The sequence below is a fragment of the Nostoc parmelioides FACHB-3921 genome (genome assembly GCF_014696625.1).
Taxonomy (GTDB): domain Bacteria; phylum Cyanobacteriota; class Cyanobacteriia; order Cyanobacteriales; family Nostocaceae; genus Trichormus; species Trichormus parmelioides.
In genome coordinates this window covers 222,722-243,794 of sequence record NZ_JACJQL010000001.1, presented here as the reverse complement: position 1 = coordinate 243,794, position 21,073 = coordinate 222,722, and the positions used below count along the sequence as shown (strand labels likewise).

Genomic DNA, 21,073 nt, shown 5'->3' with positions numbered 1-21,073 from the left:
CTCTTTCTCCCCCTGCTCCCTCTGCTTCCCCTGCTTGCCCTAGCCCAGTAATTTTGGGTTGGTGAACTACTAGTCTATCTGGCTACAGCTATAAAATCAACAAAATATTGCTTTATGCCTATGCGCTGTTATGGGAGTTTTAGAGAATGTTGGAAATATTAAAAAGGCTCAAGTAACGTAAATATGACACTGTTACTTGAGCTATATCTAAATCATAAACTTACGAAATTGGTACTCATTCAGGAGTGTCTTAAGGTAGTTGCCGAGACAACGTTCAAAATTTAATCTGGACGCTGTTCTGTGAGAACTTTATAAGCATAGTTGAAATCATCGGTAGTAATCTTGATTTCAGAAGGGTCTGTCAATCCTTGGGAGCGAAAACGACGAATTGCTTCTACCGCCGCTTGATTGCATAGTAAAGTTAAATCTGCACCATTCCAATCTTTAGTCATCTCTGCCCAATAGTTGAAATCTACACCTTCCAAGGGTCGTCCTTGACTATGGACTTGGAGAATTGCCAGACGACTAGCTAAATCTGGTAAATCTACCTTCATCTGTAAATCTAAGCGTCCAGCGCGTAACAAAGCTGGATCAAGGGCATCAGGTCGATTTGTCGCCCCAATTACTAAGATAGTACTACCTACTTCTATGCCATCCAACTCTGTGAGCAATTGTCCAACTACGCGATCGCTCACTCCCGAATCACCACTAAAACTACCCCTTGCTGGAGCTAAGGTATCGATTTCATCAATAAATACCACACAAGGCTCTGCTTGACGCGCCTTGGCAAATAACTCCCGTACTGCTTGTTCACTCGCACCCACCCAACGGCTGAGTAATTCTGGGCCATTGACACCAATAAAATTAGCTCTGGCTTGAGAAGCAACGGCTTTAGCTAATAAAGTTTTTCCTGTCCCTGGTGGCCCCCACAGTAAGATGCCTTTTGGTGCTAGTGCTTTGGTTTGCAAATACAATTCTGGATATAACAGCGCTCCTTCCACCGATTCCCGCAGGGTTTGCTTAATCGTATCCAAACCACCAATATCGTCCCAGGCGATATGAGGAACTTCGACTTCCACGCTCCGCAGTACGGCTGGTTTAATTTCTTTGAGTGCTTGCAAAAAGTCAGCTTGGCTAACCGTCATATTCTCTGGAACCGCACTTTCAACCGAAGGCATTTGACGGCGCAGAGCAGTATACGCGGCCTTTTGACAGAGGGCTTTTAAGTCAGCCCCCACAAATCCCACAGATCGTTCGGCGATCGCATCCAGGTCAACCGTTTCTTCCAAAGGCATAGCACGGGTGAGAATTTGCAGAATATCTCTGCGTCCTTTCACATCTGGAACCCGAAACTGGACTTCCCGGTCAAATCGCCCCGGACGGCGCAAAGCTGGGTCAAGATGGTCAGGACGGTTAGTCGCAGCCAGTACAATCACACCTTGACTATGGGAAAAACCATCCATCAGGCTTAACAGTTGGGCTACAAGACGTTTTTCTACTTCGCCTTCTACTGCACTCCGGTCTGGAGCTAGACTATCGATTTCATCAATGAAAATAATACAAGGAGCATTCTTAGCAGCCTTTTCAAAAATGCCCCGCAGTCTTTGCTCGGCTTCACCATAATATTTGCTGATAACTTCCGGCCCCACCAGCGCAATATAGTTAACACCAAGTTCCTCAGCTAAACCACGAGCAGTCAGAGTTTTACCAGTGCCAGGAGGCCCAACTAAAAGTACACCCCGTGTAGGTTCCAACCCCAATTTTGCCAGGAGGTCAGGACGTTTTAAGGGAATAGCGATTAATTCTTTAAGTTCTTTAACAACCTCACCCAGTCCGCCAACATCTTTCAAAGAATTACCAGAAGGCGCATCCGGTGGAACAACAACATCAGAAGCGTCACCATTCCCTGAATCAGAATTAGGCGAGGGTTGGGTACGAATACGGCTTGTACCAATATCGTTAGCCATATTATTAGGACGCGGGATATTTCCAGTCCGAGGAATACTGCTCATAGAACGAGAGTTAATCTGGAAATCTGTTTTAATTTCTCCTTTCTCGGCTTTTTCTTCTAAAGTTTTGACTAATTCAATTAACTGTTCAAATCCCTTGAATAAATCACTCATAGCCTCGCTCCAAAAATCTCAAAAATCTTACTTTTCCTGTGTTTATCTTTTATTAGCAGTTAATTCTTCGACTTCAAATAAAAGACTAGCCGCACCTTTAACTCGGTCTATAGCCTCCACAGAACGGGGTAATCCAGGTAGGCGAATCATAGTTTGTGCTGGAAATAAACTATGATCAATTTCCATTTCTGGACTATAGCGATTCTGAACTATATAACGCTGATTAACCCCCATATTTTTTAAAGACTCTGTTAAGCGTATATGTTCAGAGATGATGGCTAGTTCTGACTGAATTACCCCAACAAATTGAGTATGTTGAGAATTCTTTAACTTCTTTTGTGCTTTTACAACTTGTTGACGTAAATTTCGCAAACGTCCAATGAAGTCTACCCTACCCAAAACATCTTGATATTTCAGCCACAGTTTAAATATCCAAGATAACCAATCACCTAAAGCCGATGGCATTTCTAAAAATCGCAGCAGATGACCTGTTGGCGCAGTATCTAAAATAATTAAATCTTGCTGGTTACTATCTAACAAATCCATCACAGTAATTAGAGATAGCATCTCATCAATACCCGGTAAAGCTTGAGACATAATCTGCCGCCATGCCTCCGGCACATAGGCAACATTCACTGTTGTATCTGCTTGTGAACCTTCGCCACTAATCATATCTGCTAATTCCCAAAGATAATCTCCACGGAATTGTTCTAAAACTCTGTTAGCATCAATTTCTTGCCCACTTAAATTCGAGGTTAAAGATATAGGTTCATGTCCTAAATCTTTGCCAAAAGCATCTCCTAAAGAATGTGCTGGATCTATAGAAATTACCTGAATCTTTTTATCTGGATGTTGTTGAGCAGAAGCCCAAGCTATGGCGGCGGCTACCGTCGTTTTCCCTACACCTCCTTTACCGCCAATAATAATTAATTTGCATCCTTCGTTGATAAAATCATGAAAGCTAGGTAAAACTTGAGCAGGCCATTGAATAAGTGGTGGTGGAACAAGTTCAACACTAGAAATTTTTTGAATTTGAGATGCTAGAGAATCTAATGCCACCCCACCTAAGGGTTCTACTCTTTGTTGTGGTACGATAAAAACAGGCTGATTAGTATTAAGATTTAAGTACTTAGTAAGTAAATTTTGCTGTTCAGCGTAACGGTCTAGCTCTAACTCCGAATTTAGTAAAATGTGATTAATAAATAATCCAGCATAGGGAACATCTAAAGTTTCTAGGCTATTTAAAAATCGCTCAGTTTCAGAAAAACACATGGGTTCAGAAATACCCACCACCAAACAACCAGTAAACTTTTCATCTTGCAGTAAGCGTCTCCCTTCTGCTAATTGATGTTTCATTTCCACTAAAAAGTTATCGACTTCATCAGCCGTATAACTACCTTTAAAACTTTGGGTAATTACCCGATGTTTTTCCTGAAACAGTTCTAGAGAATTTAAAATAACATCTAAAAAATCTTTGAGGCGTAATAAACTCAAGGTATGACCAGAAGGAGCCATGTCTATAACTACACGATCCGCCTCATTTTCAGTTAGTAAACGCTGAATTTCTAGCAAACCCATTAATTCATTCAAGCCAGGCCAGTTTAAATCCCATACTGGTGCTAAATCACCTCCATCAGCTAAACTACCTCTCTCCACAAGTATTTCTAAAAAGTAACTATATTTTGCTTTAAATTCCAACAACAGTTTTTGAGCATCCAACGCTTGAACCCTCAAGTTAGGTAAGTCTGTTACTGCTAATGCAATATCTTTAACTTCTGATTGCAACACATCACCTAAAGAATGTGCAGGATCTGTAGAAATTAACAGAATTTTTTCTTGAGGAAATTTTCTGGCCCAATAACGTGCAAAGCTGCAAGATATGGTAGTTTTACCAACCCCACCTTTGCCACTAAACATAACTAGATGCAATGAATCATAGTAGTCCATCATGAAATTAAAAATTCCTTGATAAATTTATTAGTAGAAATTAAACAAAGTGATAGGGTGGTAGAGGTTCTCCCAAAATTAAATTCCAATGAGGGCATTTTTCTTGTAGCGTTAACACTTGTTTGAAGAGTAAAGTTTTATCATGGCGATCAACTAAAAGATGAAGCCGTACTTCTTCTACATAATCTTGAATAATCGCAGATGAGCGATAAACATCCATTATTAAATTGATCAGATGATTTTTCTCCCTATTTTGATCACCAATAAAACTTTTTTGATGCTCATAATGTAGTTTTTTCGCCAAAAAGTAATCTCTGCCATTTCCCCCTGAAACCTTAGCAAGTTCTTCAAATTTACGAGGAATGAGCTTTAAAGTATATTCAGTTTTTCCTTGAATATGATCGAGTTTCTCTTGATATTCCTGAGCATGAGACTCTATATGATTTAGCAATGTCTCTTCGGAATTGAAATAAGTGCCAAAACGCAGAGGTAAAACTGTTGTCTGCTGAGATAGCTCACAAATGACGCGGTCATGAGCTAAAACCATTTTGATGACTTCTTCATCATTATTTTGACTAGATTCTAAGGATATTCCCGGTTCCACGACGGCTGAGAGCTTATGGCCATGAATCAGGAGTAATTGACCCAGATTGCCAGATGGTAGATATAAAGGAATATCAGGAGTATTTAGAAAAGCATAAGTATAAAAATTTGGCGATCGCATTATTCCACCCAGGTAAAAAAACTTAAGTATTCTGTTTTATTGGTGTCAGAACAAATATCTTGTCACAGAAATAGAAAAACATCTGAATTTCATTAAACTATTTACATCTTTAAAATCTTAGTTATAATGCTATCAATTATTCAGGTATTTCCAATGACAAAAGTACGTAATCGGGGCATAATCAGACCTAAAATCACCACAATGCCTAGAAATAAATCTGAGGCTTCCAGTCAATTAGAACTTTACAAATTAGTAACAGAACAGCAGAGAATTAAACAAGAGTTGGCTTTTATTGAACAGAGAACAGTACTACTTAAGCAACGATTATCCACACTTAAAACTCAGATAGAAGGGACAGAAAGAAGTATTAGTCATTTACGTCATGCCGAGCTAAAACCTTCTCGGATAGCACTTCCCAAAATATTCCGTGAAACCAATAACTACCAAGCATTTGATATCGAATATTAAACTATTAACCCGCTTTTGCGGGTTTTTAATAGTTTAATTAAACTGATTATGTGGCTCGATGTATATAAATGAAATTTGTAGTAAAAACTTGTCCCTGAGCGTTTCAAGTCTAAACTAACACTTGATCAAGGTGATAAAACTAAATCCTCATTATCTTGGTATTCCTCGCTAAATCTAGATGGCTCTTGATAAACTTGATTTTCTTCAGATGCTAATATAAAAAGAGGTTGTACCTCTAAATCATCACCATCTTCAGACTCTTTATTGAGGCTCTCTTCTGCTTCTAGAGCTTGAATTTTCAAGAGAATTTCTTCTTCTTGGATATCAAATTCTTCTTCAGAAATTTCGCCCATATCAAATTTTAATTGCAAACTCAATAATTGTTTATGTAGATTTTCTTGAGCGTCAAATTCAGTATTGGTACGTTCTTGAATTTGTTCTCCAATCCACATAAGTCCATTAATTGGCCCCATAACAGGCAATAACAAGATTTTACCTAGCATTGTATGACTCCTATCAAGAAATTTGAGCAAATGTATAAGGTGCTGTAAAGTTGTTGTAGCGAATGCGTAAACGTTCATCGAATTTTTGATCAATAGCTTCGACTTGTTGGCTAAATATAGATTCGTTTTCCCAAGGAATTAAAAATGCCGCATTATAAATCATATCTTCTGTCATTGGGTCACTTTCAATAACCTCATCTGCTAAGGGTTTTAGCTCATCAAAAAAGGCTTGAATTATAGATTCTTTGCGACTTAGTAAATTACTTTCAATTAATTGTCCAATTTGTATTACTTCCTCCATACTTAATGCCTTTCCTTCCATTTGGTCTCGCTTCTGCTTTAAGTCTTGATGAGAATCCATCATTGCTTGTAATTCAGCCTTGCTATCCCAAAAAATCTTCACGCTAACTTCCCGTCTCCCAGCTAATTTCTGGAATAGCTCTCGTAATTGTGCTTTATATGGTTGAAGTAGTTGTGTAACTACCGTTTCCCAATTTTTGACAACTAATCCAAAACGCAAGGGTAGCAAAGTTCTAAATCCAGCGTGCATCGCTTGTTCTAACACTTTTTCGTGGCTGATTAAATTCCGCCGAGATGCTAAATATTTTTCTTGTTGTGCTTCTGAATATAAAAACGTAAATCCATCAATAACTTGACTATAGACAAGTTGAGAATCCAATCCTTGAAGAGTAACTGTTTCTGGGATTGGGTCGGGAAAAATACCGTATAGATAAAGACCAGAACTCATAAAATTCAAAATTCAATTAGGGTGAGAATTGCCCGTGATGCGTAGATTAAGGTGGGTAATACCCACTTTAATTACTTAATTTCCTCTGTTGTCTTTCACTTATAATTACAACGGTCTTGAGGTTAAAACTAAGCGCAATTTAGCATGAATGAGATTGAGTTGAGCTAGACCTAAATCTATTTCACCATCTACAACAATTCCTGTGTTTAATAGACGGTCTAGCAGTTCCAGCACAGAAGGTTTATTTCCTATCTCACCCGGATAATAAGATCCTGGGGAAGGTAAAAGAGTACCCACATCACCTAAATTTATATTTAAGTCTGTGGGTTCAATCTCAAAAATATGGCACAGATTCAGAACTTGTTCTTCTAGTTTTTGCAAACTTTCACTTGCTTGTTCTAACTCAGATTCGCTAAGACAGTCCTGTTCCATGCGCCGAATTACTTGTGCCTCCATCAGCTGGCGTATTAGTTCCACTACAGTCAAAAGTAAAGGAGCTAAACCTGCTTTGCTGTTAGCTTTAGAAGTGGTAGGTAGCAAATTAGGAGACTTTTCAACTGGATTACAAACCATTGTCATGATGCTATCTACCTTTTCTAAATTTTTTGAATTCGATTCAATCCAGGCTAATACCAATTCACAATCAATAAAATTGCTATAAATTTAACCTGGGTTGCTTAGGGATTTCCAGAATCTGACTAAGCATCAAGGTGGGATTTATCACCCTCTTGACTATTTACTTCGTACATTGGTTGTAAATCTTCTGGATTGTTAGCTGTTAATGTCGTTTCTTCTTGCACAGCAGACGTGAGTAAACGTAGTTGTTTTTCTAGACTTTCTAGCCGTTGTTGCAGTTGTTGATTTTCTTCAACTAAGCGTTGCGATTTGCTACTGAGATAGGGGTCATTTTCCCACCAATTGATACCCATCTCACGAGCTTTATCAACTGAAGAAATTAACAGGCGAATCCTAATATGTATGAGTTCAGTTGAAGCGATAGATACAGAAATATCGCCAGCAATCACAATGCCTTTATCCAAAACTCTTTCGAGAATATCCGCTAAGGTAGAACCTTGTGTAGAAGTGGGAATTACTCGATTTGAGTTAGTCTGAGGACGTGTTGGGTGTATTGGGGTGGTAGTCACGATTGATTCGGCTCTTCAATGGTATACACATGATTGTTCTTGCTTACTAAGCCTTTCTGCTCTAAAGAGTTGAGAGCATTGGTGGCTACAGTCCGACTGAGTTCAAATTCCTGTTGAACTAGAGCTAAGGCTGCACTTTTGTACTGTTGTAAGTAGAGATAAATTTCCTGCTCAAATGGAATAGAATCTTCTACACCTGGTTGTTCGGTAACTTCAGAATCAAGAGTGCCAAACTGAGAATCGATGATTGTAGGAAACCCGCTTTCGTTGATCGAATTTTGATCATCGTCTGCGATCGCATCTGTATCCTCTGGTGTAATACTATTCTTGAACTCCTCTATTTGCTGTAAGTCCAGATGGTTTAGCAATTCAAGGAAGATCGTCGTGGCTTCGCTAGCAGACCAATTCGTCCGGTTGAACAGCACATCTGCACAGATTTCTCGAAAATCAGAGCTTTCTGGCGCAACTAAAATATTGTGTTCGGCACATACCTTAGCAATCATCAAACAAGACCGCAAGCCAGAAGTCTTCTCCCCACCTGTACGTGAGCGAAATGCTTTCACTAATCGCACAATTAACAAAGCATCTGCTCTATTGAGTTCGGTTTTCTGAGCTAATATCTCAGTTTGAGTTAGCTCATCCGGCTCTGGCATATTAATAGTTACCAACCGATCCATTAAAGCATCCTGAGTTGAGTGGACTCCGCAGTACTCTTCTGGATTAGAGGTAAAAATAGCCCGAAATTGGGGATTAACGTGCAAGTATTCTGGCTGATTACTACTAGGAGGAAGAGTCAGAATTTTTTCTTCTAAAGCTGAGAGCAAGACGTTATTCACTTCCGGTCGAGAACGGTTAAATTCGTCGTAGACCAAAGTGAAGCCTTCTCTACAAGCTAGAGTTAGTCTAGAATCGACCCAATTTTGTTTAAATTCGTCTTCGACTTTGAGAACACTGTGAATGTAATTGTCCAGTAACTTCTTATGGGTATAACCGGATTCACTACCAATCAAATCAGAACTTTTAAATTCATCATCTCCAAAAATCAACATGATTGGTCTATCTAAACAGTTAGCCAAGTGCATGGCTAAAGTTGTTTTCCCTGTACCTGCTGGCCCCCGTAAGTGAACAGCAAATCCTGATGTGAGATAACGTAACGCCCGAATTGCTACCTGCTCAATCGCAGGTGTAACGACAAATTGACCGGGACGGACGCGGAGAACAGCTCTTTTCTTGTTATTTGCAGTGAGAGTCATAAATTACGATGATGAACAATTACTTTGCCAGACAAAAAAATTAGATCCTTAATATTGCAATTCGTAACTTTAATATGCTACGATGGGTTCATCGGTTATCAATAACAAAAGTAAACCCAAAAAACAACTTCAGTTCTCGATAACCTGCTTGCAATAAATTAATAGATAGCTTAAGATATCTAAAGTTTTATACTAAAACTCATTGTTGAATTTACCCCCTTTTCTAACTAGTTGTCTAACTATAAGATTAGGGGGGTTTACTATTTAGTCTAGTTTGCCGACAGATTACCAATTCTCGAAAATATATCTACAAATAGGCAGCACGGAGCAGGAGAAACTGATTTGTAGACTTAATTTAGAGAAAAGGTGTTAACTCCTTTAGTTAAGAGGTTGGACTCAGGACTAAAATGTGCCAAAAATACTAGCAAACAAATCCTTACGAAATTGTTGCAGATATTGACTTTGTGCTTTGGCTTGCTCAGTTCTGTTTTTTGCTGTTTCTGCTAGAAACTCGTGGGTAGACTGCTCTAGATTTTGGTGAAACTTATGCAAAAACTTTGCCTGTGCTTCAGCTTGAGCAACCCTTTGTTTTGTGGTTTCTGTTAAAAACTCGTGGGTTGTTTGCTCCAGGTTGTAGTGGAACTGATGTAGCTGTTGCGCCTGCTTTTTGGCTTGCTCTTGTCTGTGTGCTGTTGTAGCGGACAAGAATTCATGAGTCTCTTTAAATAGTTGAGTTACTTCCTCAGCTATCGACCGATGCTCTTGCCGGATTCTTACCATTAAAGCCGTCATGAGGTTCTCCGCAATATTATGACAATCGTCAATTAACTACATTTACTGGATAATTGATATCCAATAAATGTAGCTAAAACAATACTTATGCTTACGCTTTGTCCCTTGATAAATCTGACTGAAAAGTATCAAACTACTTCACAAAAACAGATTACAAATCAGAATTATTTAAGCAATAATTCTGATTTTATTACACCTACTTAATAATTAAGCAGGCATAGCGGCGGATTGTGTTAGACCTACAGCTTCTGCATATTTCAGGTAGGTTTCAACGGAAGCAATTACGATACGAGCTTCGATTGCAAGTAGTTCAATACCAACTAGGGAAACGCGTACCCAAGCATCTACGACGATACCTTTATCTAAGATACGGTCAATAACTTCTGCCAAGCTTGAAGAAGAATTGGTTTTTTCGACTGCCATGATTTTGTACCTTAAGCTATAGTTGTGTTTACATTTATCTAGTCGGGAGTAGAATATCTTAACTTCCTATTAGGAATTAAGATATTCTAGAATCTACTTAATAATTAAGCAGGCATAGCGGCGGATTGTGTTAGACCTACAGCTTCTGCATATTTCAGGTAAGTTTCAACAGAAGCAACCACGATACGAGCTTCGATTGCAAGTAGTTCAATACCAACTAGAGAAACACGTACCCAAGCATCTACAACGATACCTTTATCTAAGATACGGTCAATAACTTCTGCCAAGCTTGAAGAAGAATTAGTTTTTTCGACTGCCATGTTTTTAGACCTTAACTCATTGTTGATTTTTTAGTATTAAGCTCGGCGTTCGCTTTACTCGCTACTGAATTAATATTAGACACAGGTTTTTCGGATGTAAATACTTTGCAGGTATAAAAAGTTTTAAGAAATGTAAAGATGAAAACATTTTAACAATAAATGAGAGCTTTGATGTTGATTATATGTTTGCTTTGCATGGGTTTTTATGCAAATGTAAGTTTTAAATTACAACATTGTTTGCTTTGTATACTTTAATGTAAACTTTAAAAATTAGTCAGTCTTTACAATTTTTTTCCGGAAAAATAGCAGTTAGTAGTGTCACCTCCTTTTAATGGGTAATTGAATCAGTAAATACACAGTCGTTTTTTTTAAATCTGTTTTTTAAATTAGGTAGTATTGCTATTACTTAAGCCTTTAGGAAATAACATAGGATATCTTCAATAATTATCTTGGAACAAAAACAATGTCTATGGAAGCTACTTCTGATCCAGTACGCCAAGAAGCCTTCGCAGGTTTAATTGCTCATTTCATCAATCAAGGTCATCCAGTCCAATATGCTCAATCAATGGCAACTTCCGTTATTTTTCAAACAGACCTAGATTTAAGAAATGCCCAACTGTCCCGTCTTTTAAATTGGTTGAAACAGGAACACCAAGAAATATATGCTTCTTCTCTGGTCATAGTTGAAAAAACCCGTGAGGAATTTGAACACCGAGTTCAAGAAGGTTAGCTTCAATAGTATTTGTCAGCTTAGATTCACAGACTAAGTAAAACTTAGTCTGCCATATCGAATTTTTGTGCGATTATTGTCTACGTTCCCTGCGTAGACAAGATTAACCAGCCCTTACGTAACAAATATTTATAAGTTAAAATAGTTACCTAACTCCTTCATGAGATTTTATTCGCTAGTATTAGTAATTATTAGGACTTACTCATGAAAACGAAAGACCAAGGGTTTGGACAAGAGTGTAAGGGTATAAGCAAGGGTATAAATGTTTGAAATCCTTACACCCCTATACCTTTACACCCGGTCTCAACAGACAACCTGGCTACGTAAGCCCTAATTATGTCAAGATGAATGTAAGACTTAAAAAAGTCATGCAATGTTAGGCACTTTACTAGTCGGTCGTTATCTAATCCGTCAAATGTTAGGCGGGGGTGGATTTGGTAAAACTTATATCGCACTTGATACTCAACGCCCTGGTCAACCTAAATGTGTAGTCAAGCACTTTCAACCTGTAACTCATAACCCAGAGTTTATGGAAACGGCCAGACGGCTATTCACCAGCGAAGCAGAAACACTAGAAAGACTGGGGCATCATGATCAAATTCCTCGTCTTTTAGCATACTTTGAAGAGCATCAAGAATTTTTTTTGGTACAAGAATTTATTGATGGGCATTCATTAAAAGCAGAAATGCCACCTAATCAACCTTGGACAGAAAAAAAAGTCATAACACTTCTACAGCAAGCCTTAGATATCTTGCAATTCATTCATCTTCACAAAGTGATTCATCGAGATATCAAGCCGGAAAATATACTCAGAAGGCTACATGATGGTAAGTTAGTGCTGATAGATTTTGGAGCAGTTAAAGAAGTCCAAACGCAAATAAGCGCAATTAGCGGACAAACAGAAATGACTGTTGCTATAGGCACACCAGGATATATGTCTGTAGAACAGTTCCGAGGTAAACCCCATCTCAACAGTGATATTTATTCTCTAGGTATAGTTTGTATTCAAGCATTAACAGGAGTACATCCCAGAGAACTAGCAGAAGATCCCTTATCGGGAGAAATTCTCTGGCAAAATCGAGCAAAAGTTAGCCCTGTGTTAGCATCTGTGTTATCTAAAATGGTGCTAAATAACTTTAAACTCCGCTACCAATCGGCTACAGAAGTTTTAGAGGCGCTACAACAAAATTTTCATCTTCAAGCAGAAACTCAAATAACTGTTGCACCATCAACATTGACACAACAGCCTCAGCTTACTCTATCCCAACAGCAAAGATTGGGGTTACATAGCAGCAATAGTTCTATTCTTTCTGTAGAACAGTATAACTATCTAGAAAATATACTCACAACTTTCGTCGGCCCCATAGCACCAACGTTATTACGAAGGACAGCATCAGCTTCTAGTTATCAAGAATTGATCGATAGTTTGGCTTTACATTTAACAGCCAATCAACAAACTGAGTTTAAGAAAAAAGTAAAACCCCTCCTTGAGCAACCAACCATTCAATACGAGAATATCTCTAAGAATGTACCAGAAAAAAACCAACCAACTACAAACTCTGGTATTAGTGATACTTTGGTACGTGAGTGTGAACGGGAATTACTAGACTTAATTGGCCCAATTGCTATTTTTCTGATTCAAAAAGCAAAGAAATCTGCTAGTGCAACAACCTCTCGTGCCGAATTTATTAAAATTGTATCGGATGAAATTCCTGATGCTCAAAAAGCTTTGCAATTCCAGCAGCGATTACTGTCTTAAAACTTGATATGAATAAATTATCTGAAATCGGTGTTTTGTTAAGGTGCAGCAGTATAAATAACTTCTGAGTATAGTTAAATTCTAAGAAACTGATGCACCTTAAATCTTGGATGTTTTTGATCTGGAAGTTCCTTAATAAGCTGATGCGCGGCTAAATTATATAACTACTAATAAGGGTTGTTAACTGTTGAACGTTGACTGTCAACAGTTAACAGTACTCACGATGGATTGTGCAACTTAAAAGCAGAATAGCTTAGTTTTCATTCATTTTGTTTATTTAGCATATCCATAGCTATTGTTAAACTGTATTTCATGCGATTAAAAGCTGCTGCTAAACCGCCAATTTCATCATTAGTTTTATCTTCAAATTCTGCACTCATGTCTCCAGTACTAACTCTTTGCGCGATGTTTTCAATTCTTCTAATGCGCTGAATTACAGTTTTCTTAATGAGAAAGTTAATTATAATCACAACTATGGCAAAGATAACAACCAAAAATGCCATAATTCCTAACCAAGTACTTTGAGCATTATTAAATACTTCTTCCGAAGGAACAGAGATAATCTGAGCTGCGACAATCTCATTTAGTTGCCACCCGAAACCGTTTTCTGAACCATAAGTTAACAATTGGCTCTTGGGTGCTTTTTCTGGTGTGGAATGGCATTGTAAACAGCTTTGTTCTTTTACAGCCAATGGTCTGGCGATATAAAATACTGTCCCTTCAGGTAAGGTGCGAAAGCTAGCAATTTCTGGTAGTGAAGGATTTTTGCGAAAGCGTTCCACGATCGCCGCTTCATAGGTATCGGCTTTGTCTCTTAAATTAGTTGGATTCAGTGTGGCTTCTTTATAAAAGAAATTTTGATACTTTTCATTCTTGCGTAAATTTTCAAATACTTCTGTTGCAGAGAAAGCTGGAACTGTTTCTGGAATAAAGGCTGCTTGTGTCTCTAGTTGAGGCAACAGCAAATTTCTGACTCTATCTTGTGTATATTGTCTTACAGAAGTCATTGTGTTCAAAAGCACCAAAGCTTTAGAAATTACTTCTGTTTGCGCTCGATTCTGGAGTATGCTAGATAAAGCAGCCCCACTTACTACAATGCTAATGATAAAAACAATAGTTAATAGTAAGTTGAATTTTGTACCAATCTTTATTTTTTTTAACATTAGTGTAAGTTTTTTAGATAAAGCTTTATCAAGGATTGTAGTAAAATACTTTAGCGAAGATAGCTGATAAAAGCAAGATAGTTTATTAATTAAAATTAGTAATGTCTAGGAAGTTTTCACGGCGTTTTTTTTTGGACAATCAATTTTCTTAATAGTTAATGCCTGTACATCTCAACAGCAATCTAATGGTTTATTAACTATTGGTGTAATTAACTATGATGGTGGAGCCAAAATAATCAATCAGTATGCTGGCTTTAAGCGTTATTTAGGAGAAAAAACAAAAGCTAAGATTATTTTAGAACCTACTTTTAATGAAAATAAAGCGATTGAGCGCCTAGAATCTCGTGCTTGGTCATTAGTATTTGCTCCGCCAGGAATAGCAGCTATAGCGATTTCCCGCTATCAATATATTCCTCTATTCCCTTTAATTGGTGTGACTAATTTGCGTTGTGTTTTCATTACCCGTGAAGACAGCAATATCAGTGATTTACAAGATTTACAGCGTAAAACAGTAGCTTTAGGACAATTAGGTTCAGCTACAGGATATTATTTACCCCTTTATAATCTCTATGGTTTAACGCTGGCTGAAATTTTGTCTGCACCTACACCAATAACTATTATGGAATGGGTAGCTGAAGGAAGAGCAGCAGCTGGTGCTGTTTCTATGGCAGAATTTAACCTTTATAGGTCAAAATTTCCAGGAACTAAATTTCGTATTTTCTACACAGACCCCCACTATGTTCCACCTGGTGTTGTGTTGATGAAATCAACTATAGAAAGCAAACGCCAGGAATTCATTCGCAAAGTTATGAGTGAGTTTCCTTCAACTTCAGCTCAAGAGATTGGCTATATACCCAATGCACCAATCCCAGATTACAAATATATGATTAGTGTGGTGGAACGAGTACAACCAATTGCTTCTCAATTACAAAGTAAGCCTGTGCAGTTATTTAATAAAACAATTTAAATTTTTGTTGGCGAGAGTTGAGAAAAGTATTGACAGCATCACTGCTAAAAACCCTACCTCATTTTGGCTGATAGCAAAATAAGGTAGGGCTTTGTGGTAGTTTAATATTACCTAACCTTGATGGCGAGGGGCATTAAAAGCTTCCCAGGCGGCTTTGGCGGCATTTTGTAGACGTACACTAAAATCTACAAAATCTTTCATCATTAAGTGCCAGTTTTTTTCGGTTTCGTCCTTCAAAACAGCCCAAAAGTATTCTAAGCGATCGCTGCGATCCATAATTCTTTCCCGATCAAGATTTTCTCGAATCTTGCGAACAGCGTTTAAGTAAGTTTCGCGGGTGAAAGTTCCTGCTGATTCGGCTTCAGCTTGCGCGCGTCTTCTGAGTGCTTCAATCAGCGCTTTAGTTTCGCGCTTTACTTCGTCAGTTTCCCCAGCCATTTCCGCTTCCACTATTTCATCAGTTTGAGGACTAATTTCTACCACCACGGTAGATTCAACAATTTCCACAGATTCGATAATTTCGATGTTGTCAGCATTCATAGTTGAAATATCCTTGGAGTCATGAGTTAACAGTCGATAGTTATCTACTACCTAAGCTATTGTCGGTAGTTGTTTTTCTAACTTCAGCAATGCTTGAACTCTTGCTTCGGTGGATGGATGGCTGGAAAATAAGTTACCTAAAAACTGCCCAGAAATGGGGTTGATAATTAATAGCGGCTCAAAAGCTGGGTTAGCATTTAAAGGCATTTGTCGCGCTGAGGCTTCTAGTCTTTGTAATGCGCGGGCTAGGGCGCGGGGATTACCTGTTAATTTGGCAGCACCAGCATCAGCAGAAAATTCTCTAGTACGGGATATAGCTAGCTGAATGATAGTGGCTGCTATGGGTGCAAGCACAACAGTTAACAAAACACCTAAAGGATTTCCGCCTCTTTCGTTATCTCGTCCACCTATTCCGCCGAACCATAAGCTATAACTCACCATTTGTGCCAAGAAAGAGATAGCACCGGCAACAGTAGCAGCTACAGCTTGTGTTAATGTGTCGCGGTTAATAATATGTGTAAGTTCGTGGGCGATGACCGCTTCTAATTCATCTTCTGGCAATATATTTAAAATACCTTCGGTGACAGCCACTGCCGCGTGTTCTGGATCTCTTCCTGTCGCAAAAGCATTAGCAGTTTGACCAGGAACAATATACACTCCTGGCATGGGAATATTAGCGCGTTGTGATAATCTCTGCACCGTGCGATAAAGTCTTGGCGCTTGACTTTCACTCACAGGTTGGGCGCGGTAAACTGCCAAGGCAATTTTATCTGATTGATACCATGAAAGCAGGTTTGTCACTGCCGCCAAGCCAATGCCAATAATCAAGCCGCTACTACCGCCAATTACCCAATAACTGATAGCAATTAATAAGCCACTGAGGGCAGCAAGCAAAGCAAGCGTTTTAAATTGATTTCCCATATTTGCGCTCTCCTGCTAATGCTGTATTGATTTTTTTAATCTTTTATAGACAACTAGATTACTTGAGTTGCACTTTGATTTTATCTATCTAAACAGGGATTTATCAGGTAGAAATTGCGCTCCAACATGAGTACGGTTTTCCGTCTCACGTGGCAATAATATCATGCTAATTATTAAATCTAATTTTTGAATTAATGTATTATCGAATACTATTTTTTAATTAATTTATTAATTAATATTCAAGAGAGTTTTAATGCAACTTTTAAGGCTTGCCACGCCAGTAGGGTGCGTTAGCCCTAATAATTTCGTACACATTAGAGGATTTTCCACATCTGACTTGCCTTACTATTGTGCCAGTTGCGTAAGTCCTGATTAAAACTCCTCACCCACAAGGGGACGGGGTTTCTCGCAGCTTTAATAAAAAATAGTCTCATACCCGTCATCTTGCTGGACACCCGGCCGACAAAAAATAAAATCTGGCTGTACGAATTGATTAGACTACGGGAGACGGTTTACTCTGTTGTAGATATCGAAATTCAACAGAAGTTGGGACTATCTCCCGTTACTGCATAGTTTTGTATGAGAATTGCCTTATTCACCGAAACCTTTTTGCCTAAGGTTGACGGTATTGTGACACGCTTGCGCCACACCGTTGATCATTTACAACGTCTGGGAAATGAAGTTTTAGTGATTGCCCCTGACGGTGGAATCACTGAACATAAGGGAGCGAAAGTTTATGGCGTTAGTGGCTTTCCCTTGCCTCTGTATCCAGAGTTAAAAATGGCACTTCCTCGCCCAGCTATTGGTTATGCCTTAGAAGAGTTTCAACCAGATATTATTCATGTTGTAAATCCGGCAGTGTTAGGTTTGTCAGGAATTTTTTACAGTAAAGTCCAAAAAATCCCCTTAGTAGCTTCTTACCATACTCATCTACCGCAATATCTGCAACATTATGGTTTAGGAATGCTAGAAGGGTTGCTGTGGGAACTGCTAAAAGGAGCGCACAATCAGGCTGTTTTAAATCTTTGTACTTCCACAGCGATGGTGGCAGAACTATCAGGACACGGTATCGAACGAGTGGATTTATGGCAACGGGGAGTAGACACAGAATTATTTCACCCGGATTTAGCCAGTTTAGAGATGCGATCGCACCTGTCACAAAACCACCCAGAAAACCCCCTATTATTGTATGTAGGTCGTCTTTCTGCGGAAAAAGAAATTGAGCGCATCAAACCCATTCTAGAAGCAATTCCCCAAGCGAGATTAGCCCTGGTGGGAGATGGCCCCCACCGCCAAGCATTAGAAAAACACTTCTCCGGTACAAATACTCATTTCGTCGGCTATCTCACCGGACGTGAATTAGGTGCGGCTTTTGCCAGCGCCGATGCCTTTATCTTTCCCTCTCGCACAGAAACCCTCGGTTTAGTCTTACTAGAAGCAATGGCGGCTGGCTGTCCTGTAGTCGCAGCCCGTTCCGGTGGTATTCCTGATATCGTCACAGATGGGGTAAATGGTTATCTTTTCAACCCAAAAGCCGATATTCAAGATGCCATTAATGCAACCGTCCGCCTTTTAGAAAACGCCCAAGAGCGTGATAATATTCGTCAAAATGCTCGTCGAGAAGCCGAAAGGTGGGGATGGGCCGCTGCTACACGTCAGCTACAAGATTATTACCAGAAAGTGTTGATGAAAGAAAAGTTGGCAAAAGTTGGTTGAAAAAAGCAGTCCCGATGAAAAAATTTCACAGTCATGGATGAAAGATATCTTTCCCCTACACCCCCAAACCCTTACACCCCTACACCCTCTTTTAAGTCAGGGGAAAAGAAAACTATCAGCAACGGACAACGGACAACTGACCAATAACTAATGACTCTTCCCAATCCTGGTAGCGTTTTGGCTTCGTTAACAGAACTGACTCAAGTTAATCGTACCCACGCTTTATTGCGTCGGGTCAAAGACCTTTCTGTTAACGAATTTGTTTGCTTACTAGACTTTATCACTGCGGAATTTCAACAGTTTCTTAGAGCAATTGAACTCATTAATAATGAAGCTCTAGAGAATATGTTAGAGAAAGTGTTAGAAGCAATCACACTTAAAATCGGTCAAATTCTCCAAGCAGAACACACAGCAATTTTCTTAGTTGACCATGATAAATGTCAATTGTGGTCAAAAGTTCCTCAAGATAATGGGCAGAAATTTTTAGAAATTCGTACTCCTATCACTGTGGGAATTCCTGGTCATGTTGCTAGTACAGGCCAATATTTAAATATTTCTGAAACTGCTACCCATCCTTTGTTTAGCCCAGAATTAGAGAGACAAATGGGCTATAAGATTAACAATATTTTATGTATGCCTGTTGTTAGCAGTAAAGATCAAATTGTCGCAGTCGTACAATTAGCGAATAAGACAGGAAATATCCCCTTCAATCGAGATGATGAAGAGTCTTTTCGTGATTTTGCTGCTTCTATTGGGATTATTTTAGAAACCTGTCAATCTTTTTATGTTGCAGCTCGCAATCAACGGGGAGTCACAGCACTTTTACGCGCCACGCAAACACTAGGGCAAAGTTTAGATTTAGAAGCTACTTTGCAAATAGTGATGGAACAAGCCCGAATTTTGATGCAGGCAGACCGCAGCACATTATTTCTGTATCGCAAAGAAATGGGGGAACTCTGGACTAAAGTAGCAGTAGCAGCAGATACCACAAAGTTAATAGAAATTCGGATTCCGGCGAATCGTGGTATTGTTGGCTATGTGGCATCTACAGGGGATGCGTTGAATATTGCTGATGCTTATAAAGACCCCCGATTTGATCCTACAACCGACAGAAAAACAGGCTATTTAACCAGAAATATTTTGTGTTTGCCAGTCTTTAATTCAGCCAATGAATTGATCGGAGTAACACAGTTAATTAATAAGCAACAAGGAAGTTTTACGGCCTCCGATGAAGAGTTTATGCGGGCTTTTAATATTCAAGCGGGAGTTGCTTTAGAAAATGCTCGTTTATTTGAAAATGTATTACTAGAAAAACAATATCAAAAAGACATTTTACAAAGCTTGTCAGATGCTGTAATTTCTACAGATATGGCCGGGAGAATTGTCACAATTAATGATGCAGCCTTGGAATTACTGGGCTGTCCTTTGGGAGATGCTAATCATAAAAATAATAAGCTGCTGTGGGAACAAAATTTAATTGGTCGCGTAGTTTGGGAAATTGTACCAATTGAAAATTTGCAGATGCGCTTAGAAGATAGTTTAAAAAGTGGTGCTAGACATTATGTGCCAGAACAAAGTTTGACCGTGGGAATTTATCAATTACAAATGTCGGAAAGTCGGGTTTTGCATGAAACTCAAGATTACTTTATTTTGACAGTACGCGATCGCACCAACCCAGAGATTTTTCTTCCCTGGAATTTACCCCAAGTTCCCCAGCCGCAGTTTCTCACCCCAGAAGAAGTACAAATCTTAGAACGCAGTATTAATCTCACCGTTAATCCCTTGACTAACCCAGAAGGTGGTGTTCGTGGTGGTTTGGTGGTTTTGGAAGATATTAGTCAAGAGAAGCGCCTCAAAACTACTATGTACCGCTACCTTACACCCCATGTCGCTGAACAAGTAATGGCTTTGGGAGAAGATGCCTTAATGGTCGGTGAACGCAAGGAGGTGACCATTTTATTTTCAGATATCCGAGGCTACACCACACTTACCGAAAATCTAGGTGCGGCTGAAGTGGTATCACTCCTGAATCAATATTTTGAAACAATGGTTGAAGCAGTTTTCAATTATGAAGGCACACTGGATAAATTTATCGGTGACGCTTTAATGGCTGTTTTTGGTGCGCCATTACCACTGACAGAGAATCATGCTTGGCAAGCAGTACAGTCAGCCTTAGATATGCGCCAACGTTTGAAGGAATTCAATCAAAGACGCATCATTCAGGCACAACCACAAATCAAAATCGGTATTGGTATTAGTTCTGGAGAAGTAGTTTCAGGTAATATCGGTTCTCACAAGCGCATGGATTACACCGTCATTGGTGATAGTGTCAATTTAAGTTCTCGTTTGGAAACTGTTACCAAAGAATATGGCTGTGATATTATCCTCAGCGAGTTAACTTACCAATTATGCAGCGATCGCATTTGGGTACGCCAGTTAGATAAAATCCGCGTGAAAGGGAAACACCAAGCTGTAAATATCTATGAGTTAATTAGCGATCGCAATACTCCCTTAGATGACAACACTCAAGAGTTCCTCTTTCACTATCATAATGGTCGGACTGCCTACTTATGCCGCGATTTTACCCAGGCGATCGCTTGTTTTCACTCAGCTAAACATATTCGACCCACAGACCAAGCCGTCAATATTCACCTAGAACGCGCCTACAATTATCAACAAACTCCACCACCTCCTCAATGGGACGGCGTATGGACAATTTTCACCAAATAGGATTGCTAAGTGTTGAGTGATGAACAGGGAGTTAATTTTGAATTTAGTACTCCTGCGGAGAACCCGTAGGGTATTTTGAATTTTGAATTTTGAATTTTGAA

Annotated in this window: 20 protein-coding genes; 6 read left to right on the top strand and 14 right to left on the bottom strand. The window is 39.0% G+C overall.

The genetic code is table 11. The annotated features are described in order from the left end of the window. Window positions 1–281: 281 nt before the first annotated feature. The 3 genes from H6G14_RS00975 to H6G14_RS00965 are packed head-to-tail and all read right to left on the bottom strand — an operon-like array spanning window position 282 to window position 4,794. Window positions 282–2,123: an AAA family ATPase gene (locus tag H6G14_RS00975; RefSeq protein ID WP_190565282.1), complete on the bottom strand. Its 1,842-nt coding sequence runs from the start codon at window positions 2,121–2,123 to the stop codon at window positions 282–284. 42 nt (window positions 2,124–2,165) lie between these two features. Then, window positions 2,166–4,073, bottom strand: a complete 1,908-nt coding sequence (locus H6G14_RS00970; RefSeq protein WP_190565281.1) for an ArsA family ATPase — start codon at window positions 4,071–4,073, stop codon at window positions 2,166–2,168. A gap of 37 nt (window positions 4,074–4,110) precedes the next feature. Continuing rightward, entirely contained in the window at window positions 4,111–4,794 is a 684-nt protein-coding gene (locus H6G14_RS00965; protein WP_190565280.1) for a GvpL/GvpF family gas vesicle protein, read from the bottom strand. 153 nt (window positions 4,795–4,947) lie between these two features. Between H6G14_RS00965 and H6G14_RS00960 the strand changes: the two genes are divergently transcribed. After that, window positions 4,948–5,262, top strand: coding sequence for a gas vesicle protein (locus H6G14_RS00960; RefSeq protein WP_242053318.1), 315 nt, complete (start codon window positions 4,948–4,950; stop codon window positions 5,260–5,262). A gap of 125 nt (window positions 5,263–5,387) precedes the next feature. On the opposite strand, the gene H6G14_RS00955 is transcribed toward H6G14_RS00960, so the two are convergent. The 8 genes from H6G14_RS00955 to gvpA (H6G14_RS00920) form a co-directional block, all read right to left on the bottom strand. Next, complete coding sequence (locus H6G14_RS00955) at window positions 5,388–5,765, bottom strand: gas vesicle protein GvpG (RefSeq protein WP_190565278.1); 378 nt, start codon at window positions 5,763–5,765, stop codon at window positions 5,388–5,390. Window positions 5,766–5,778: 13 nt separating this feature from the next. Continuing rightward, on the bottom strand, window positions 5,779–6,513 hold the full coding sequence (gene gvpF, locus H6G14_RS00950) for a gas vesicle protein GvpF (RefSeq protein ID WP_190565277.1): 735 nt from the start codon (window positions 6,511–6,513) through the stop codon (window positions 5,779–5,781). Window positions 6,514–6,618: 105 nt separating this feature from the next. Continuing rightward, entirely contained in the window at window positions 6,619–7,086 is a 468-nt protein-coding gene (locus H6G14_RS00945; RefSeq protein WP_190565449.1) for a gas vesicle protein K, read from the bottom strand. A 125-nt stretch (window positions 7,087–7,211) separates the two neighbouring features. Continuing rightward, window positions 7,212–7,658, bottom strand: coding sequence for a gas vesicle protein GvpJ (locus tag H6G14_RS00940; protein ID WP_190565276.1), 447 nt, complete (start codon window positions 7,656–7,658; stop codon window positions 7,212–7,214). Next, window positions 7,655–8,911 (bottom strand): gas vesicle protein GvpN, encoded by a 1,257-nt coding sequence (gene gvpN, locus H6G14_RS00935; RefSeq protein WP_190565275.1) that lies wholly within the window; start codon window positions 8,909–8,911, stop codon window positions 7,655–7,657. Before gvpN ends, H6G14_RS00940 begins: the two co-directional genes overlap by 4 nt. A gap of 402 nt (window positions 8,912–9,313) precedes the next feature. Then, on the bottom strand, window positions 9,314–9,703 hold the full coding sequence (gvpC, locus tag H6G14_RS00930; RefSeq protein ID WP_190565274.1) for a gas vesicle protein GvpC: 390 nt from the start codon (window positions 9,701–9,703) through the stop codon (window positions 9,314–9,316). Between the two features lie 207 nt (window positions 9,704–9,910). Beyond that, the gene (gvpA, locus tag H6G14_RS00925; RefSeq protein WP_010996411.1) at window positions 9,911–10,126 is read right to left on the bottom strand and encodes a gas vesicle structural protein GvpA; all 216 of its coding nucleotides are present in this window, start codon (window positions 10,124–10,126) and stop codon (window positions 9,911–9,913) included. Window positions 10,127–10,230: 104 nt separating this feature from the next. Next, window positions 10,231–10,446 (bottom strand): gas vesicle structural protein GvpA, encoded by a 216-nt coding sequence (gene gvpA, locus H6G14_RS00920; protein ID WP_011316976.1) that lies wholly within the window; start codon window positions 10,444–10,446, stop codon window positions 10,231–10,233. A 463-nt stretch (window positions 10,447–10,909) separates the two neighbouring features. Here gvpA (H6G14_RS00920) and H6G14_RS00915 point away from each other — a divergent pair, with 463 nt between their 5' ends. Both H6G14_RS00915 and H6G14_RS00910 read left to right on the top strand, forming a co-directional pair. Then, on the top strand, window positions 10,910–11,176 hold the full coding sequence (locus H6G14_RS00915) for a hypothetical protein (protein WP_190565273.1): 267 nt from the start codon (window positions 10,910–10,912) through the stop codon (window positions 11,174–11,176). 373 nt (window positions 11,177–11,549) lie between these two features. Further along, on the top strand, window positions 11,550–12,935 hold the full coding sequence (locus H6G14_RS00910) for a serine/threonine-protein kinase (protein ID WP_190565272.1): 1,386 nt from the start codon (window positions 11,550–11,552) through the stop codon (window positions 12,933–12,935). A 260-nt stretch (window positions 12,936–13,195) separates the two neighbouring features. Here H6G14_RS00910 and H6G14_RS00905 read toward each other — a convergent pair whose 3' ends face one another. Next, window positions 13,196–14,098 carry a c-type heme family protein gene (locus H6G14_RS00905; protein ID WP_190565271.1) on the bottom strand — a complete coding sequence of 301 codons (903 nt, stop codon included), beginning with the start codon at window positions 14,096–14,098 and terminating at the stop codon, window positions 13,196–13,198. A gap of 142 nt (window positions 14,099–14,240) precedes the next feature. Between H6G14_RS00905 and H6G14_RS00900 the strand changes: the two genes are divergently transcribed. Beyond that, window positions 14,241–15,065, top strand: a complete 825-nt coding sequence (locus H6G14_RS00900) for a phosphate/phosphite/phosphonate ABC transporter substrate-binding protein (protein WP_338421174.1) — start codon at window positions 14,241–14,243, stop codon at window positions 15,063–15,065. Window positions 15,066–15,176: 111 nt separating this feature from the next. On the opposite strand, the gene H6G14_RS00895 is transcribed toward H6G14_RS00900, so the two are convergent. Continuing rightward, window positions 15,177–15,605: a nucleotide exchange factor GrpE gene (locus H6G14_RS00895; protein ID WP_190565270.1), complete on the bottom strand. Its 429-nt coding sequence runs from the start codon at window positions 15,603–15,605 to the stop codon at window positions 15,177–15,179. Between the two features lie 51 nt (window positions 15,606–15,656). Further along, on the bottom strand, window positions 15,657–16,526 hold the full coding sequence (locus tag H6G14_RS00890) for a zinc metalloprotease HtpX (protein ID WP_190565269.1): 870 nt from the start codon (window positions 16,524–16,526) through the stop codon (window positions 15,657–15,659). A gap of 579 nt (window positions 16,527–17,105) precedes the next feature. Here H6G14_RS00890 and H6G14_RS00885 point away from each other — a divergent pair. Beyond that, window positions 17,106–18,242: a glycosyltransferase family 4 protein gene (locus H6G14_RS00885; protein WP_190565268.1), complete on the top strand. Its 1,137-nt coding sequence runs from the start codon at window positions 17,106–17,108 to the stop codon at window positions 18,240–18,242. Window positions 18,243–18,392: 150 nt separating this feature from the next. After that, on the top strand, window positions 18,393–20,972 hold the full coding sequence (locus H6G14_RS00880; RefSeq protein ID WP_190565267.1) for a GAF domain-containing protein: 2,580 nt from the start codon (window positions 18,393–18,395) through the stop codon (window positions 20,970–20,972). The last annotated feature ends 101 nt before the right edge of the window (window positions 20,973–21,073 follow it).

Excerpts from the sequence above, each read along its gene's own strand:
- gvpA (WP_010996411.1), bottom strand. The coding sequence starts at position 10,126 with ATGGCAGTCGAAAAAACCAATTCTTCTTCAAGCTTGGCAGAAGTTATT.
- H6G14_RS00955 (WP_190565278.1), bottom strand. The coding sequence starts at position 5,765 with ATGCTAGGTAAAATCTTGTTATTGCCTGTTATGGGGCCAATTAATGGA.
- H6G14_RS00910 (WP_190565272.1), top strand. The coding sequence starts at position 11,550 with ATGTTAGGCACTTTACTAGTCGGTCGTTATCTAATCCGTCAAATGTTA.
- H6G14_RS00885 (WP_190565268.1), top strand. The coding sequence starts at position 17,106 with ATGAGAATTGCCTTATTCACCGAAACCTTTTTGCCTAAGGTTGACGGT.
- H6G14_RS00970 (WP_190565281.1), bottom strand. The coding sequence starts at position 4,073 with ATGATGGACTACTATGATTCATTGCATCTAGTTATGTTTAGTGGCAAA.
- H6G14_RS00945 (WP_190565449.1), bottom strand. The coding sequence starts at position 7,086 with ATGGTTTGTAATCCAGTTGAAAAGTCTCCTAATTTGCTACCTACCACT.
- gvpA (WP_011316976.1), bottom strand. The coding sequence starts at position 10,446 with ATGGCAGTCGAAAAAACTAATTCTTCTTCAAGCTTGGCAGAAGTTATT.
- H6G14_RS00975 (WP_190565282.1), bottom strand. The coding sequence starts at position 2,123 with ATGAGTGATTTATTCAAGGGATTTGAACAGTTAATTGAATTAGTCAAA.
- gvpF (WP_190565277.1), bottom strand. The coding sequence starts at position 6,513 with ATGAGTTCTGGTCTTTATCTATACGGTATTTTTCCCGACCCAATCCCA.
- H6G14_RS00915 (WP_190565273.1), top strand. The coding sequence starts at position 10,910 with ATGTCTATGGAAGCTACTTCTGATCCAGTACGCCAAGAAGCCTTCGCA.
- H6G14_RS00960 (WP_242053318.1), top strand. The coding sequence starts at position 4,948 with ATGACAAAAGTACGTAATCGGGGCATAATCAGACCTAAAATCACCACA.
- H6G14_RS00965 (WP_190565280.1), bottom strand. The coding sequence starts at position 4,794 with ATGCGATCGCCAAATTTTTATACTTATGCTTTTCTAAATACTCCTGAT.
- gvpN (WP_190565275.1), bottom strand. The coding sequence starts at position 8,911 with ATGACTCTCACTGCAAATAACAAGAAAAGAGCTGTTCTCCGCGTCCGT.
- H6G14_RS00905 (WP_190565271.1), bottom strand. The coding sequence starts at position 14,098 with ATGTTAAAAAAAATAAAGATTGGTACAAAATTCAACTTACTATTAACT.
- H6G14_RS00890 (WP_190565269.1), bottom strand. The coding sequence starts at position 16,526 with ATGGGAAATCAATTTAAAACGCTTGCTTTGCTTGCTGCCCTCAGTGGC.
- H6G14_RS00895 (WP_190565270.1), bottom strand. The coding sequence starts at position 15,605 with ATGAATGCTGACAACATCGAAATTATCGAATCTGTGGAAATTGTTGAA.
- gvpC (WP_190565274.1), bottom strand. The coding sequence starts at position 9,703 with ATGACGGCTTTAATGGTAAGAATCCGGCAAGAGCATCGGTCGATAGCT.
- H6G14_RS00880 (WP_190565267.1), top strand. The coding sequence starts at position 18,393 with ATGACTCTTCCCAATCCTGGTAGCGTTTTGGCTTCGTTAACAGAACTG.